14 protein-coding genes are annotated in these 14,528 nt (G+C 68.5%); 11 read left to right on the forward strand and 3 right to left on the reverse strand.

The genetic code is table 11. The features are described from left to right. Positions 1–86: 86 nt before the first annotated feature. The 9 genes from dnaN (at position 87) to AB5T46_RS11590 (ending at position 9,859) form a co-directional block, all read left to right on the forward strand. On the forward strand, positions 87–1,187 hold the full coding sequence (dnaN, locus tag AB5T46_RS11550) for a DNA polymerase III subunit beta (protein WP_370564103.1): 1,101 nt from the start codon (positions 87–89) through the stop codon (positions 1,185–1,187). A gap of 85 nt (positions 1,188–1,272) precedes the next feature. After that, positions 1,273–2,358 carry a DNA replication/repair protein RecF gene (gene recF, locus AB5T46_RS11555; protein ID WP_370564105.1) on the forward strand — a complete coding sequence of 362 codons (1,086 nt, stop codon included), beginning with the start codon at positions 1,273–1,275 and terminating at the stop codon, positions 2,356–2,358. Between the two features lie 145 nt (positions 2,359–2,503). Then, positions 2,504–4,963, forward strand: a complete 2,460-nt coding sequence (gene gyrB / locus AB5T46_RS11560) for a DNA topoisomerase (ATP-hydrolyzing) subunit B (protein ID WP_370564106.1) — start codon at positions 2,504–2,506, stop codon at positions 4,961–4,963. A 234-nt stretch (positions 4,964–5,197) separates the two neighbouring features. Next, on the forward strand, positions 5,198–6,004 hold the full coding sequence (locus tag AB5T46_RS11565; protein ID WP_370564107.1) for a M48 family metallopeptidase: 807 nt from the start codon (positions 5,198–5,200) through the stop codon (positions 6,002–6,004). Positions 6,005–6,112: 108 nt separating this feature from the next. Beyond that, positions 6,113–7,300: a tetratricopeptide repeat protein gene (locus AB5T46_RS11570; protein WP_370564108.1), complete on the forward strand. Its 1,188-nt coding sequence runs from the start codon at positions 6,113–6,115 to the stop codon at positions 7,298–7,300. Positions 7,301–7,457: 157 nt separating this feature from the next. Further along, complete coding sequence (locus AB5T46_RS11575; protein ID WP_370564109.1) at positions 7,458–8,123, forward strand: energy transducer TonB; 666 nt, start codon at positions 7,458–7,460, stop codon at positions 8,121–8,123. 104 nt (positions 8,124–8,227) lie between these two features. Next, a complete protein-coding gene (locus AB5T46_RS11580; RefSeq protein ID WP_370564110.1) occupies positions 8,228–8,983 on the forward strand; it encodes a MotA/TolQ/ExbB proton channel family protein in 756 nt (251 codons plus the stop codon). A 27-nt stretch (positions 8,984–9,010) separates the two neighbouring features. Continuing rightward, a complete protein-coding gene (locus AB5T46_RS11585; RefSeq protein WP_370564111.1) occupies positions 9,011–9,433 on the forward strand; it encodes an ExbD/TolR family protein in 423 nt (140 codons plus the stop codon). 12 nt (positions 9,434–9,445) lie between these two features. Beyond that, positions 9,446–9,859, forward strand: a complete 414-nt coding sequence (locus tag AB5T46_RS11590; RefSeq protein ID WP_370564112.1) for an ExbD/TolR family protein — start codon at positions 9,446–9,448, stop codon at positions 9,857–9,859. A gap of 554 nt (positions 9,860–10,413) precedes the next feature. Here AB5T46_RS11590 and AB5T46_RS11595 read toward each other — a convergent pair. The 3 genes from AB5T46_RS11595 to cls form a co-directional block, all read right to left on the reverse strand. After that, a complete protein-coding gene (locus AB5T46_RS11595) occupies positions 10,414–11,163 on the reverse strand; it encodes a pyridoxine 5'-phosphate synthase (protein WP_370564113.1) in 750 nt (249 codons plus the stop codon). 52 nt (positions 11,164–11,215) lie between these two features. After that, positions 11,216–11,485, reverse strand: coding sequence for a hypothetical protein (locus AB5T46_RS11600; RefSeq protein WP_370564115.1), 270 nt, complete (start codon positions 11,483–11,485; stop codon positions 11,216–11,218). Between the two features lie 109 nt (positions 11,486–11,594). Beyond that, on the reverse strand, positions 11,595–13,040 hold the full coding sequence (gene cls, locus AB5T46_RS11605) for a cardiolipin synthase (protein ID WP_370564116.1): 1,446 nt from the start codon (positions 13,038–13,040) through the stop codon (positions 11,595–11,597). Positions 13,041–13,389: 349 nt separating this feature from the next. On the opposite strand from cls, the gene AB5T46_RS11610 reads away from it, so the two are divergent. Both AB5T46_RS11610 and AB5T46_RS11615 read left to right on the forward strand, forming a co-directional pair. Continuing rightward, positions 13,390–13,899, forward strand: a complete 510-nt coding sequence (locus AB5T46_RS11610; protein WP_370564117.1) for a hypothetical protein — start codon at positions 13,390–13,392, stop codon at positions 13,897–13,899. A gap of 2 nt (positions 13,900–13,901) precedes the next feature. Next, positions 13,902–14,528, forward strand: coding sequence for a hypothetical protein (locus tag AB5T46_RS11615; protein ID WP_370564118.1), 627 nt, complete (start codon positions 13,902–13,904; stop codon positions 14,526–14,528).

Here is a 14,528-nt window from a genome sequence, read left to right on the forward strand (position 1 = left end):
TTATCGCCCGAAATTCCGGGCTCCATCACCACCAGTTTCTTGTTTTATCCAATCTCTTCAATCTTGGGCACGGGGACACGACCGGCATGCGCTTCAGTCTGCAACGCGAAGTCTTTCTGAAACCGTTGGCGCAGGTGGTCAACGTCGTCGAGCGGCGGCAGACCCTGCCGGTGCTCGCCAATCTGCTGGTCCAGGTGGCCGACGGCCGTCTGTCGCTGACCGGGACCGACCTGGAGGTGGAGATGGTCGCCAGGACCCCGGTCGACGACGCCCAGGACGGTGAGACCACGATCCCGGCGCGCAAGCTGTTCGAGATCGTCCGCGCCCTGCCCGACGGCAGCAAGGTCACCGTCTCGCAGACCGGCGACAAGGTCACGGTGCAGGCGGGGCGTAGCCGCTTCACCCTGGCGAGCCTGCCGGCCAACGACTTCCCGGCGATCGACGACGTCGAGACCACCGAGCGCGTACAGGTCCCCGAGGCGGTGCTGAAGGAACTGATCGAGCGCACGGCGTTCGCGATGGCGCAGCAGGACGTGCGCTATTACCTCAACGGCCTGCTGTTCGACCTCGGGGACCGACACCTGCGCTGCGTGGCCACCGACGGCCACCGCCTGGCGCTGTGCGAGGCGCAGTTGGAGGCCACCGTAAGCAACAAGCGGCAGATCATCGTGCCGCGCAAGGGCATCCAGGAGCTGCAGCGTCTGCTCGAAGGGGTCGACCGCGAGCTCGAACTGGAGATGGACCGCAACCATCTGCGGGTGCGGCGCGACGACGTCACTTTCACCACCAAGCTGATCGACGGCCGTTTCCCCGATTATGAGGCGGTGATCCCGATCGGCGCCGATCGCGAGGTGCGGATCGAACGTGAGGCCTTGCGGGCGTCGCTTCAGCGCGCGGCGATCCTGTCCAACGAGAAGTACCGCGGCGTGCGCATCGAAGTCTCGCCCGGACAGCTGAAGATCAGCGCGCACAACCCCGAGCAGGAAGAGGCGCAGGAGGAAGTCGAGGCTGAGACGAATGTCGACGACCTGGCGGTCGGCTTCAACGTCAACTACTTGCTCGATGCCCTGTCCGCATTGCGCGAGGAGCACGTCGTCCTGCAGCTGCGCGATGCGAACTCGTCGGCGCTGGTCCGCGAGGCCGGCAACGAAAGATGCCGCCACGTGGTGATGCCGCTGCGGCTGTGACTGCGCTCAGGTTCCACGTGAAACCAGAACGCCCGGCATGGTCCGGGCGTTTTGCTTCCTGTCTACCGGCCCGGGAGCCGACAACATGCATGTAACCCGGCTGCAGATCCGCGATCTGCGCCGGCTGGCCGAGGTGGAGCTGGCGCCGGGGCCTTCGCTCAACCTGCTGGTCGGAGACAATGGCGCGGGCAAGACCAGCGTGCTGGAAGCGGTGCATCTGCTGGCCTACGGGCGTAGCTTCCGCGGCCGCGTGCGCGACGGACTGGTGCGCACCGGCGCCGAGGCCCTGGAGGTCTACGTGGAATGGTCGGAGCGGCAGCCTGGACGGGCGCGCCGCGCCGGCCTGCGTCACAGCGGACAGGACTGGGAGGGCCGGCTCGACGGCCAGGCCGTGGCGCAGCTGGGCGACCTGTGCGCTGCACTGGCGGTGGTCAGCTTCGAGCCCGGCAGCCATGCCCTGATATCCGGTGGCGGCGAACCGCGCCGGCGCTTCGTCGATTGGGGCCTGTTCCACGTGGAACAGGAGTTCCTTCCGCTGTGGCGCCGCTACGCGCGGGCCTTGAAGCAGCGCAATGCATTGCTGAAGTCCGGCGCGCCGGCGGACCAGCTCGAAGTCTGGGACCGTGAACTGGCGCTGGCCGGCGAACCGCTGACCCGATTCCGCGAGGATTACCTGGAGCGGTTGCAACCGGTGCTGGCGGCCACCGTGGCCCGGATCGCGCCGATGCTGGGCGCGGCGACACTGGTGTTTCAGCCTGGCTGGCGCCGCGGAGAGCTTGGCCTCGAAGATGCGTTGCTGGTGGCGCGCGAGCGCGACCGGATGCTCGGCCACACCGGTGTCGGTCCGCACCGGGCCGACTGGCGCGTCGAGTTCTCCAGTGCGCCGAACCGTGAGCCGCTGTCGCGTGGTCAGAGCAAGCTTGCGGCACTGGCCTGCCTGCTGGCGCAGGCCGGCGATTACGCCGCCTGCCGGGGCGAATGGCCGGTGATGCTCTTGGATGATCTGGCCTCGGAGCTCGACGCCGGCCACCGGCAACGGGTGCTGGCGCTGCTGCGGGAAGGCGATGCCCAGGTCTTCGCCACCGGCACCGACTGGCCGGCGGAGGTGGGCGCCGAGATGCCGGACGTGCGTCGGTTCCACGTGGAACAGGGCGGGGTGACTCCCGCCTGAGCGCCCCGTCGTCGCGCCGCGTTGGCGCGATCCGGCGGCGGCCGCGATGCTATAATCGCGCGTTGAGTCCCTATAGTTAATGTGTGTGCCGGTCGTGGCCGGCGCGACGGTGACGAACGGGACCCGTCCAGCCCAGAAGACGCGAATGACCGACCAGATCCCTTCGCCGCCCGCGCCGGGCGGCACCGAATACGATTCCAGCAAGATCACCGTGCTGCGCGGCCTCGAGGCGGTGCGCAAGCGTCCCGGCATGTACATCGGCGACGTGCACGACGGCACCGGGCTGCACCACATGGTGTTCGAGGTGGTCGACAACGCCGTCGACGAGGCGCTGGCCGGCCATGCCGACGACATCGTCGTGACCATCCATCCGGACGGCTCGGTGGCGGTATCGGACAACGGCCGCGGCATCCCGGTCGACGTCCACAAGGAGGAGGGCGTGTCCGCGGCCGAGGTGATCCTCACCGTGCTGCATGCCGGCGGCAAGTTCGACGACAACAGCTACAAGGTCTCCGGCGGCCTGCACGGCGTCGGCGTGTCGGTGGTCAACGCGCTGTCCGAGCACCTGTGGCTCGACATCTGGCGCGATGGCCGGCACTACCGGCAGGAATACGCGCTGGGCGAGCCGCTGTATCCGCTCGAGGCGCGGGAGCCGTCGGAAAAGCGCGGCACCCTGCTGCGGTTCAAGCCGGCCACCGCGATCTTCACCGACACCGAGTTCCATTACGACATCCTGGCCCGGCGCCTGCGCGAACTGTCGTTCCTCAATTCGGGCGTACGCATCACCCTGGTCGACGAACGCGGCGACGAGCGCGGCGAAGCGCGCCGCGACGTATTCGAGTACGAAGGCGGCATCCGCTCCTTCGTCGAACACCTGGCGCAGCTGAAGACCCCGCTGCACCCCAACGTGATCTCGGTGAGCGGCGAACAGAACGGCATCACCGTCGACGTCGCCCTGCAGTGGACCGACAGCTACCAGGAAACGATGTTCTGCTTCACCAACAACATCCCGCAGAAGGACGGCGGCACCCACCTGATCGGCTTCCGCGCGGCGCTCACGCGCACCTTGAGCAACTACATCGAGCAGAACGGGATCGCCCGCCAGGCCAAGATCAGCCTGTCCGGCGACGACATGCGCGAGGGCATGATCGCGGTGTTGTCGGTGAAGGTGCCGGATCCGAGCTTTTCCTCGCAAACCAAGGAGAAACTTGTCTCGTCCGACGTGAGACCGGTCGTTGAAAGCACGTTCGCGTCACGTTTGGAGGAGTTCCTGCAGGAAAACCCGGCCGAGGCGCGCGCCATCGCCGGCAAGATCGTCGATGCCGCCCGTGCCCGCGAAGCCGCGCGCAAGGCCCGCGACCTGACCCGCCGCAAAGGCGCACTCGATATCGCGGGCCTGCCGGGCAAGCTGGCCGACTGCCAGGAGAAGGATCCGGCGCTCTCGGAACTGTTCATCGTCGAGGGCGACTCGGCCGGCGGCTCGGCCAAGCAGGGCCGCAACCGCAAGACCCAGGCGATCCTGCCGCTCAAGGGCAAGATCCTCAACGTCGAGCGCGCGCGCTTCGACCGCATGCTGGGTTCGGCCGAGGTCGGCACCCTGATCACCGCGCTCGGCACCGGCATCGGCAAGGACGAATACAACCCGGACAAGCTGCGCTACCACCGCATCATCCTGATGACCGACGCCGACGTCGACGGCAGCCACATCCGCACGCTGCTGCTGACGTTCTTCTATCGGCAGATGCCGGAACTGATCGAGCGCGGCCACATCTATATCGGGCTGCCGCCGCTGTACAAGATCAAGCAGGGCAAGAGCGAGCTGTACCTCAAGGACGATGCCGCGCTTGACGTCTACCTGGCCGGCAACGCGGTCGAGGGCGCCTCGCTGATCCCGGCCGAGGGCGAGCCGCCGGTCGAGGGCGTCCAACTCGAGAAGCTGCTGCTGGCCTATGCCGGCGCGCGCGAGGCGATCGCCCGCAATGCCCATCGCTACGATCCGGCCGTGCTGGCGGCGCTGATCGACGCAGCGCCGCTCGACGCCGCCCATCTCGGCGACGATGCGCAGGCGCGGCAGGTGCTCGACGGCCTGCAGGCGCGGCTCAACCGCAGCGGCCTGGGCCGCCCGCGCTACGCGCTGCAGCTGCAGCGCGGCGGCGAGGGCGTGCCGGCCACGCTGCTGATCGTCCGCCGCCACATGGGCGTGGAGCAGCAGCAGGTGTTGCCGCTGGCCGCGTTCGAGGGCGGCGAGCTGCGGGCGCTGCGCGAGTGCGCGGCACTGCTGCATGGCCTGGTGCGCGGTGGCGGCCGCATCGTCCGCGGCAATCGCAGCCAGCCGGTCGCCAGTTTCGCCGAGGCCCAGGCATGGCTGCTCGAGGAAGCCAAGAAGGGCCGCCAGATCCAGCGCTTCAAGGGGCTGGGCGAGATGAATCCGGACCAGCTGTGGGAAACCACGGTCAATCCGGAAACCCGTCGCCTGTTGCAGGTGCGGATCGAGGACGCGGTGGCCGCCGACCAGATCTTCAGCACGCTGATGGGCGACGTGGTGGAGCCGCGCCGAGGGTTCATCGAGGACAACGCGCTGAAGGTGGCGAATCTGGATGTCTGAGGCCGTCGTGGCTCCCCGTCGCAAGCCGCGCGGCTTCTCCATCGGTACCGCATCGGAGATGCGGCGGGGCGGGTCGCCAACCTGGATATCTGAACGCCGTGGTCACGCGGACGACACGCGGGCCGCGTAGGATCTTCGCGCCAGCGACCAGGTCGATGCCGACGGTGTTGTTCGTTTGACGAAATTTTAATCACCGCCGTTCTACAACGGCAGCCGATCCCCGGGACCTTCGCCATGAAACCGTTCCTGTTCGCGCTCGGTGCCGCCCTCGTGTTGTCGGCATGCGCCACCACCACCTCGCCGACCGGGCGCACCCAGTACGTCGGTGCGGTTCCCCAAGCGCAGCTCAACCAGCTCGGCGCGCAGGCGTTCGCCGAAATGAAGGCGAAGCAGAAGGTCAGCAACGACAGCCGCCAGACCGCCTACGTGAGCTGCGTGGTCAATGCGATCGTGCGCCAGCTGCCGCCCGATGCGCAGCGGATCGGCTGGGAATCGGCGGTGTTCGTCGACGACAACCCCAACGCGTTCGCGCTGCCGGGCGGCAAGGTCGGGGTGTACACGGGCATCTTCGGCGTGGCCCGCGACCAGGACCAGCTGGCGGCGGTGATCGCGCACGAGATCGGCCACGTGACCTCCCGCCACCACGACGAACGCATCACCCGCCAGGCCGGCGCCTCCGGCGCGCTGCAGGTGGTCGGCTCGCTGCTCGGCTCGCGCTACGGCGAGGGCGTCGGCAATGCCGCGGTGCAGGGCGGTGGCATCGCCGCGCAGGCGGGCTTCCTGCTGCCCGGCTCGCGCGCGCAGGAGAGCGAGGCCGACGTGGTCGGGCAGCAGTTGATGGCGAGCGCCGGCTTCGATCCGCGCGCGGCCGTGAATCTCTGGCAGAACATGATCGCCGCGGGCGGCAGCCGCCCGCCGCAATGGCTGTCGACCCACCCGGATCCGCAAAGCCGCATCGGCGAGCTCCAGTCGCGCGCGGCGCGCCTGGTGCCCACGTACGAACAGGCGCGCGCCAGCGGACGCGTTCCCAAATGCGGTTGAGCCGCGAGCGCGGCATCGGCATCATCGCGCTTTCGGGGAAGGACGCCCGACGATTTTCCAACCGGCCGATCCGACCGGCGTTCCCAGGCAACAAGAGAAGGTGATGCAATGAAATCGATGATCCACGCGCCCGCCCTGCTCGCGCTGGCGGTCGCCGCCACGCTCGGCGTCGATGCCGCCGCCGCGCAATCGCCGGCGAACGTTCCGGTCGAGCAATGCCAGTCGCGCCGCGATCGCGCGCCGAAGGCCGAGGAACTCTATCCGCAGGCCACGCGCGAAGCCCCCGGCGAGAGCGCCTCGTCGCGGATGGGATCGAAATTGAACAAGCTCGGCACCGCCTTCGAGAAAGAAGAATACGCGCAGGTGCGCGAGCTCGCGGACGAGATCCTCGCCGAGGAACGCGCCAACGACTACGACAAGGCCTATGCCGCCCAGTTGGCGGCCAACGCCGCCTATAGCGAGGACGACACCGGGGCGGCCAAGGCGTACCTACAGCGGACCATCGAACTCGATGCGCTCGACAACAACGGCCATTACCAGTCGATGATGATGCTCGCGCAACTGCAGGCGCAGGACGAGCAGACCGACGAGAGCCTGGCGACGCTGGACCGCTATCTCACCGAAACGCAGAGCGACAAGCCCGAGGACCTGGCGCTGAAAGGACAGCTGCTGTACCAGGCCGAGCGCTATGGGGAGGCGGTGCCGGCGCTCAAGCAGGCGATCGAGGCTTCGGAGACGCCGAACGCCGCCTGGACCCAGGCGCTGATGGCCGCCTACGCCGAGACCGGACAGACCGCCGAGGCGACCGCGCTCGCCGAGCAGGTCGCGAGCCAGTCGCCGGGCGACAAGCGCTCGCAGCTCAATCTGGCGAGCATGTACATGCAGGCCGAACGCGACGACAAGGCGATCGAGGTGATGGAAAAGCTGCGCGCCGAGGGTCAGCTGACCGAGGACCGCGAGTACCGCAACCTGGTCGCGCTGCACATCAACAGCGAAGGCGGCGAGCAGAAGGCGATCGAGGTGATCAAGGAAGGCCTGCAGAAGGGCGTGCTGAAGGAAGACCATCAGACCTACGTGGCGCTGGCGCAGGCTTATTACTTCTCCGACCAGATCGAGCCGGCGATCGAGGCCTACCAGAAGGCGGCACCGCTCAGCGACAACGGCGAGTCGTACCTGAATCTCGCCAAGATCCTCGCCGGGGAAGGCCGTGACGCGGAAGCCAAGCAGGCTGCCCAGCAGGCGCTCGACAAGGGCTTGAAGCGGCCCGAGGAAGCGCGACAGTTGCTGGCACGATGAGCCGGCGCCGACTTGCCGAAACCGGTTCCGGTCGATTGGTAACCGGTGCCAAAGTTGGTATAGACTTGGAAATTCCCGTCGTCGAAATCGCGGCAGCGGGTATCCAAACAACTAGACCGGGGCGCTCCGGCGTCCGGACAGACTTGAGTTCCCCCGCATGACGCAACGCTTGCCGACGATCGACAAGAGCGAAGAAGACGAAGGCCTCAACTGGGCGCGCATCGCCGGTTTCACCATGGTGATCGGGTTCCATGCGGCCGCCGTGCTGCTGCTGCTGGCCCCGGTGAACCCGCCCGATGCAGGGGCCGCGAAGGAAGAGGTCACCCAGGTGGTGATCATCGAGCCGCCGCCTCCCCCGCCGCCGCCGCCGCCGCCGCCGCCGGAACCGCCGAAGCAGGAGGTCAAGGAGCTCGTGCCGCCGCAGCCTTCGCCGACGCCACCGCCGCCGGAAGAGCCGCCGGTGGTGTTCGACGAGCCGTCTCCGATCGATACCCCGGCCCCGCCGCCGGCGCCGCCCGCGCCGCCCGCGCCGCAGGCCGACATCGGCGCCAGCGTCGATATCTCGTCGAAGAACATGAACCCGCCGAAGTACCCGCCGTCGGCGCTGCGCGCGGGCGTCCAAGGCACGGTGGTGCTGATCGTCGACGTCGACGCACAGGGCAACGTCACCAACGTCTCGGTGGAAAAATCCAGCCGCAACCGCGATCTCGACCGCGCCGCCATGCAGGCCGCGCGCAAGTGGCGCTTCAATCCCGCCACCGTCGACGGCAGGCCCTCGGCCGGGCGCGTGCGCGTGCCGGTCGACTTCAACCTCGGCGGATGATCGTGCCGGGTCCGGTTACCAGATAGATGTTGCGTCCGTAACACCCGTTCCGCTCCACCGATTCACCCCATAACTCCAAACTTCAACACTCAAAGGTAAGCGTCATGCTGCAGGAAACCACCAACGCCCCTGTCACCGGAGCCGCCGACAGCGCCGCAGCGCTGCAGCAGATGGGCTTCGCCGACATGATCCAGCACCTCGACATCGTCGGCTGGGTAGTGCTGTGCACTCTCTTGGTCATGTCGGCCATGTCGATCTACTGGATCATCTTCAACTTCATCAAGAACGCGCGCCTGCGTACCAGCTCCGATCGCGTGATCAGCACGTTCTGGGAAACCCCGAACGCGCAGGATGCGATCCGCTACATGGAAGAGCAGCCCCGGAGCGAGCCGTTCTCCAAGGTCGCGCTCGACGCCGCCCAGGCGGCGGCCCACCATCAGCGCCACGAGGGCTCGCGCCTGGTCGAGTCGCTGAACCGTTCCGAGTTCGTCGACCGCGCCCTGCGCCAGGCCGTGACCCGCGAATCGCTGCGGCTCGAGAGTGGCCTGACCGTGCTGGCGACGGTCGGTTCGACCGCCCCGTTCGTCGGTCTGCTCGGTACCGTGTGGGGCATCTATCGCGCCCTGATCCGCATCGGCGCCAGCGGCCAGGCCGACATCGGCGCGGTCGCCGGTCCGGTCGGCGAGGCGCTGATCATGACCGCGATCGGTCTGGGCGTGGCGATTCCGGCGGTGCTGGGTTACAACTTCTTCACCCGCACCAATCGAATCACCAACAACAAGCTCGATACCTTCGCGCATGACCTGCACGACTTCTTCGCCACCGGTGCACGCGTCGGCGAAGTGCCGGGCCAGCGCTGATTCGGGCGCGACTGAAGGAGGCCGGATATGGCGTTCAGTAGCAATGAGGGCGGCGGCAAGCCGATGGCGACGATCAACGTCGTGCCGCTGGTCGACGTGATGCTGGTGCTGCTGATCATCTTCATGGTCACGGCACCGCTGATGGCGCACAAGATCAAGGTCGATCTGCCGGAGGCCAATCTGGACGAACGTCCGGACGAAGCCCCGCCGGCTCCGCCGATCACCATCGCGGTAACCGAGAGCGGCCAGATCTACCTCAACGACCAGCCGGTCAGCCGGCAGCTGCTCGAAAGCGCGCTCTCGGTCGAGGCGCAGAAGACGCCGCAGCCGCCGGTCAACGTGCGCGGCGACGCGACCACGAAGTACCGGGTGGTGAACGAGGTGGTCACCATTGCGCAGGCCCAGGGCATGCGCAAGGTCGGCTTCGTCGCCACCCGCGAACAAAACTAACGGAGACCCACGATGGCATTCAGTTCCGATGCCGGCGAAGGCCCGATGGCCGACATCAACATCATTCCGCTCGCGGACGTGATGTTGGTGCTGCTGATCATCTTCATGGTGACGGCGCCGCAGCTGTCGTATCCGATCGACATCGATCTGCCGCAAAAGTCGCTCACCCCGCCGGAGAACCCGCTCGATCCACCGGAGCCGATCCGGCTGCGCATCGATCCGGCGGGCCAGGTGTACTGGAACGACAGCCCGGCACCCTTGTCGGCGCTGCGCAACATGATGGAGGCCGAGGTCCAGCGCGATCCGACCAACCAGCCGACCCTGGAGATCGATGCCAGCGAGGATTCCGACTACGGCGTCCTGGCCAAGGTGCTGGCGCAGGCCAAGAACGCGCAGATGCTCAAGATCGGCTTCGTCAAGAAGTAAACACGCTATATCCCGGCCGGCTCGCCTGCAGCGCGCCGGCCGGACGCTTACCGACTTTCAACGCCGCCCTCCGGGCGGCGTTCTTTTTGGTTCTTCGCCAATTTTCGCGGACGCGCAAGGCATCGGCCGGCCGTTCCAGGCACGTACGGCCGGAGATCCGTAGGAGCGCGCCATGCGCGCGATGCCGCGCCAGGCAGTCCTTTCCGCTACGACGCAGCAAGCCCCGTCGCCACGGGCGGTGTCAGTGAATCGCCCGCACCTCAAGCCAAAGAAGATGAGAGGTTGGTCCATCGTGATGGGCTTGGCTATTGATTGGCACCGCCCGTGGCGACGGGGGCTTGTCTCACCGCAACGGAGAAGACTGCCTGGCGCGGCATCGCGCGCATGGCGCGCTCCTACGAAACCATGGCGCAGGGCTGCCCTGTCCGTTCGCGAGCGAGAGGGCATTCGAACGAGCATCGCGGGCCGGCTGCCGGATCCGCGTCGATCCGCGGCAAGCATGCTCTCGAGCGTCAGTGTTCCGGGTGCAGTGCGGATCCGGGGTGCCGGAGCGTCTAGCGGGCGGCGTCCAGCAGTCGAAGGTAGCCTTCGACGGTGGGCGCGAGCCCGGCATACAGCGCTTCGCCGATCAGGGCGTGGCCGATCGACACCTCGAGCACGCCGGGAACCGCGGCCAGGAAGGCGCCGAGATTCGCCTGGCTCAGGTCGTGCCCGGCGTTGACCCCTAGCCCGGCATCGCGTGCGCGCCCTGCGGTCTCGGCGCAGCCGCGTGCGGCCGTACCGCCGCCGCGGGCATGCGCTTCTGCGAACGGCCCGGTATAGAGCTCGATGCGGTCGGCGCCGATCGCCGCGGCCTGCTCGACCGCCGCGCCGGCGTCGGCGAACAGGCTGACCCGGCACCCCAGCGCACGCAGTTCGGCGACCGGCGGGCGCAGACGATCGCCGTCGCGTGCGAAATCGAAACCATGATCGGAGGTCAGCTGGCCGTCGTCGTCCGGCACCAGTGTCGCCTGCCGCGGGCGCGCCTCGGCGCACAGGGCGAGAAATCCGGGGTACCCCGGACGCGGCGCCGCGAACGGGTTGCCCTCGAGATTGAACTCGACGCCGCGCTGCCGACACAACGCCGCCAATGCCAGCACGTCGTCGCTGCGGGCGTGGCGCGCGTCCGGTCGCGGGTGCACGGTGATGCCGTGCGCGCCGGCGTCCAGGCAGGTGCGCGCGGCCTCGAGTACGTCCGGTTCGCCGCCGCCGCGCGCATTGCGCAGCAGCGCCACCTTGTTGAGATTGACGCTGAGCCGGGTCATGGCACGCGCTCGGCTTTCGGCAATGGCGCGACCGCGCGCACGTCCGCGGGGCTCAATGCGGCGGCGCTTCGCCTGGAGCGCCCACGCCTTCGCTCGCGCGCCGCGCCTCGGCCTGCTCGCGCAGGCGGCGCAGTTCCTGCGGGTCGATCATCATCGTGTCGTCGCGGCTCTGGCTGCCGACGCGTTGTGCCAGCAGGCCCATGACCCAGATCGCCAGCAGCACCAGCGCGGCCAGGATGCAGACCACCGCCAGCGCCAGCGAGGAAGTCGCCATCGCGATCGCGAACGCGGCGATGGCCAGCAGCAGGAACAACCAAGGCATGTGGAATCCCTCCTTCCACGAAGACTCCCCCAGTCTACCCCCTGCCGCGCGGGCTGGCAGCCGTCCGGCGGGCGGCTGCGGCCGCCGGTCGCGACGGGGCGGGCGACCCTCAGAGCAGCGGTGAGAGCAGCCGGGCGAGCGCCTCGGGCAGGCGTTCGCGCAGCAGCGGCCGGTCGCCGCGGGCGTGGACCCGGCGCGCCCGCGCGAATTCCGATTCGACGTGGCGCGCCAGCTGCGCCGTCAGCGCGCGGTCGTCGAACAGCACCGACGCCTCGAAATTGAGCCGGAAGCTGCGATTGTCGAAATTGGCGCTGCCCACCAGCGCCAGCGAATCGTCGACCACCAGCGCCTTGCTGTGCAGCAGCCGCGGACCATATTCGTACACCTGGACGCCGGCTTCCATCAGCGCGTCGAAGTAGGACCGCGCCGCCAGCGTCACCAGCAGCGAATCGCAGCGCCGCGGCAGCAGCAGCCGCACGTCGAGCCCGGCCAGCGCCGCCGACGTCAGCGCCATCATCGCCGCCTCGCCGGGCACGAAATAGGGCGTCACCAGCCAGACCCGCACGCGCGCGGCGTGGATCGCGCCGACATGCAGGCGGTGGATCGCTTCCCAGGACGAATCCGGTCCCGAGGACAGGACCTGGGCGGCGATCGGGCCAGGGTCGCAGGCTGGCGTCTGCGCGGCGATCTCACCGATGCAGGTCTCGTCGCCGTTGGCGTACAGCCAGTCCTCGACGAAGACCTTCTGCAGGCGGCGCACCGCTTCGCCTTCCAGGCGCAGGTGCAGGTCGCGGTAGGCGTCCTCGCGCCGGCGCTCGTCCTGGCGGTCGCTGATGTTGATGCCGCCGGTGTAGCCGATGCGGCCGTCGATCACCACGATCTTGCGGTGGTTGCGCAGGTTGAGCCATGGCCGTTGCCAGATGCGGCCGAACTGGGTCGGATGGAACCACGTCACCTCGCCGCCGGCGTCGATCAGCGGCGAAAAGAACCGTCGCGGCTGGCCGCTGCCCACCGCGTCGATCAGCAGCCGGACCCGCACGCCGGCCCGGGCGCGCTCGACCAGCGCATCGCGCAGTGCCATGCCGATATGGTCGGTGTCGTAGATGTAGTACTCGAGATGGAGGTGCGTACGCGCGGCGGCGACGTCGGCCAGCAGCGCATCGTAGGTCTCGCCGCCGTCGATCAGCAGGCGGGCCTCGGTGGCCGAGGCTGGCGCAAGGCCGGAGGCCCCTTGCGCCAGGCTCGCCAGTTCGGCGGCGTCGGAGTGCCCGGAAAACCCGTCCGTTTCCTGCGGCAACCGGGCGCGGTTGCTCTCGCGGCGCAGTCGCTGGCGCCGGATCTTCTGCGGCCCGAACACGTGGTAGACCAGGAAGCCGAGATAGGGCAGCAACGCCAGGCCCAGCAGCCAGCTCAGGGTCGCTACCGGTTCGCGTTTCTGCAGCACGATCCAGCCGCCCAGCCAGACCAGGTACAGCAGCCAGCCGAGCACGAGCAGCGCGGTCAGCCCCGGGGTCGAGGTCAGCGCATCCCAGCCGCGCTGCAACAGGTCGGGCATCGGAAGCCTTGAGGAAGTCGGCCGAGAAACGGTTTGCCTAGGCTAACGCCGCCTCCGTGGAAGCGGAACACATGCCGGCGACGGCGCTTCGCTCTGCACGCCGCCGCAGCGTCGCCATGTAAACCGTTGCGGCCCGGGTGTAACGCAAGTGATACAGGGCTCCGCGATCGCCAAGAAGCGCGTCATGCCGCCGCCGCGCCGCCGCGGCGGGCCCGGCGGTGCCGGCGCCCTGTTACATCGAGGCATCGTCGTGCTGCCTGGAACGAATGTAAGTCACTGTTTTTAAAGATTTTTGTTTGTGGCACGGATCGTGCATCCATCCCCTCGCGTTTCCGCAAGGGGCCATGCCATGAACCGACCCATCCACATTTCCGCGCTCTGCCTGCTGTGCATGGCGCCAGGCGCGGCCGAGGCCGCCGGCGCGCGCAACGGCGTGGAGCCGAGGCACGGCGAGATGGTGCTGCTGCGCGACGTCAATGCACGCCACGCCGTCCGCCCGGCACCGCCGAGCATGGCGGTGATCGCCGACCCGGCGCCGAATCGTGAGATCGACCGGTCGCTGGGGACCGGCGAACTGAGCGACGCCGATTTCGCGGCGATCGATTCGGGCAACCGGCTGCAACCGGGCACGGGCGGCGCCGCGGTCGGGCAGATCGCCGCGACCGCCGTGGCCGGGAGCCTCGGACCGGCCAGCCCGGAACGGGGCGGGCTGATTTCCGGGGCCGGCATCAACGGCGCCTTGAGCGCACCGCTCGGCGCCGTCGGTACCGGCACCCGCGGCATCGGCCGGCACATCGACGGTGCGCTCTCGCAGTTTCCGCTGGGCAACCTGCCGGGCAACGGCAACGGCGGACGATGACCATGGCGCCGCTCCGCTTCGTCTTGCTGCTGGCACTGCTGCCGCTCGCTGGCGCGCAGGCGCAGGAGAGCGACGACTACGCCGCGATGCTCGGCTGGCTGGCCGAGACCCGTGTCGACGAGCGCGCCTTCAACGGCGCCAGCGGCGCGATCGCGGTCAACCTGTCGGCGGGCGATCTCAACCAGCAGGCCAACCTGCGCGCCTTCGCCAGCGGCGACACGGCGCAGGCGGCGGTCGCCGCGCGCCAGGCGCGGTCATCCGACCGCTTCGACATGCCCACGCAGGCGACCGCCGTCATCGGCGGGCAGGCATTCGCCGACGCGAGCGGGCTGGTCTCCATCAATCAGGCCAGCGGCAGCGGCAACGCGGAACTCAACGCGATCGCCGTGACGCTGGCGCAACAGGGCATACGCGAAGCCAGCGACGAGCAGTTGTCGTCGCCGGCGTTCGCGTCAGCAGGGCTGCAGCAACCCACCGGCCAGGGGGGCGCGGAAACGGCGGACCGCAAGGTCGCCGTTGAAGCTTCCGCACTACGCGGCTTCGAGGGCGTGCTGCAGCTCAATCAGATCGCGGGGTCGGGCAACGCCACGGACAACCAGCTGGTCCTGTCCGTGCAGACCGTTCCGTGA

This window comes from Luteimonas salinilitoris, assembly GCF_041300785.1.
In the GTDB taxonomy this organism is placed as follows: Bacteria; Pseudomonadota; Gammaproteobacteria; order Xanthomonadales; family Xanthomonadaceae; genus Luteimonas; species Luteimonas salinilitoris.

Bases quoted from the DNA above. Each gene is read 5' to 3' on its own strand.
- dnaN (WP_370564103.1), top strand. From the start codon at position 87: ATGCGCTTCAGTCTGCAACGCGAAGTCTTTCTGAAACCGTTGGCGCAG.
- recF (WP_370564105.1), top strand. From the start codon at position 1,273: ATGCATGTAACCCGGCTGCAGATCCGCGATCTGCGCCGGCTGGCCGAG.
- gyrB (WP_370564106.1), top strand. From the start codon at position 2,504: ATGACCGACCAGATCCCTTCGCCGCCCGCGCCGGGCGGCACCGAATAC.
- AB5T46_RS11565 (WP_370564107.1), top strand. From the start codon at position 5,198: ATGAAACCGTTCCTGTTCGCGCTCGGTGCCGCCCTCGTGTTGTCGGCA.
- AB5T46_RS11570 (WP_370564108.1), top strand. From the start codon at position 6,113: ATGAAATCGATGATCCACGCGCCCGCCCTGCTCGCGCTGGCGGTCGCC.
- AB5T46_RS11575 (WP_370564109.1), top strand. From the start codon at position 7,458: ATGACGCAACGCTTGCCGACGATCGACAAGAGCGAAGAAGACGAAGGC.
- AB5T46_RS11580 (WP_370564110.1), top strand. From the start codon at position 8,228: ATGCTGCAGGAAACCACCAACGCCCCTGTCACCGGAGCCGCCGACAGC.
- AB5T46_RS11585 (WP_370564111.1), top strand. From the start codon at position 9,011: ATGGCGTTCAGTAGCAATGAGGGCGGCGGCAAGCCGATGGCGACGATC.
- AB5T46_RS11590 (WP_370564112.1), top strand. From the start codon at position 9,446: ATGGCATTCAGTTCCGATGCCGGCGAAGGCCCGATGGCCGACATCAAC.
- AB5T46_RS11595 (WP_370564113.1), bottom strand. From the start codon at position 11,163: ATGACCCGGCTCAGCGTCAATCTCAACAAGGTGGCGCTGCTGCGCAAT.
- AB5T46_RS11600 (WP_370564115.1), bottom strand. From the start codon at position 11,485: ATGCCTTGGTTGTTCCTGCTGCTGGCCATCGCCGCGTTCGCGATCGCG.
- cls (WP_370564116.1), bottom strand. From the start codon at position 13,040: ATGCCCGACCTGTTGCAGCGCGGCTGGGATGCGCTGACCTCGACCCCG.
- AB5T46_RS11610 (WP_370564117.1), top strand. From the start codon at position 13,390: ATGAACCGACCCATCCACATTTCCGCGCTCTGCCTGCTGTGCATGGCG.
- AB5T46_RS11615 (WP_370564118.1), top strand. From the start codon at position 13,902: ATGGCGCCGCTCCGCTTCGTCTTGCTGCTGGCACTGCTGCCGCTCGCT.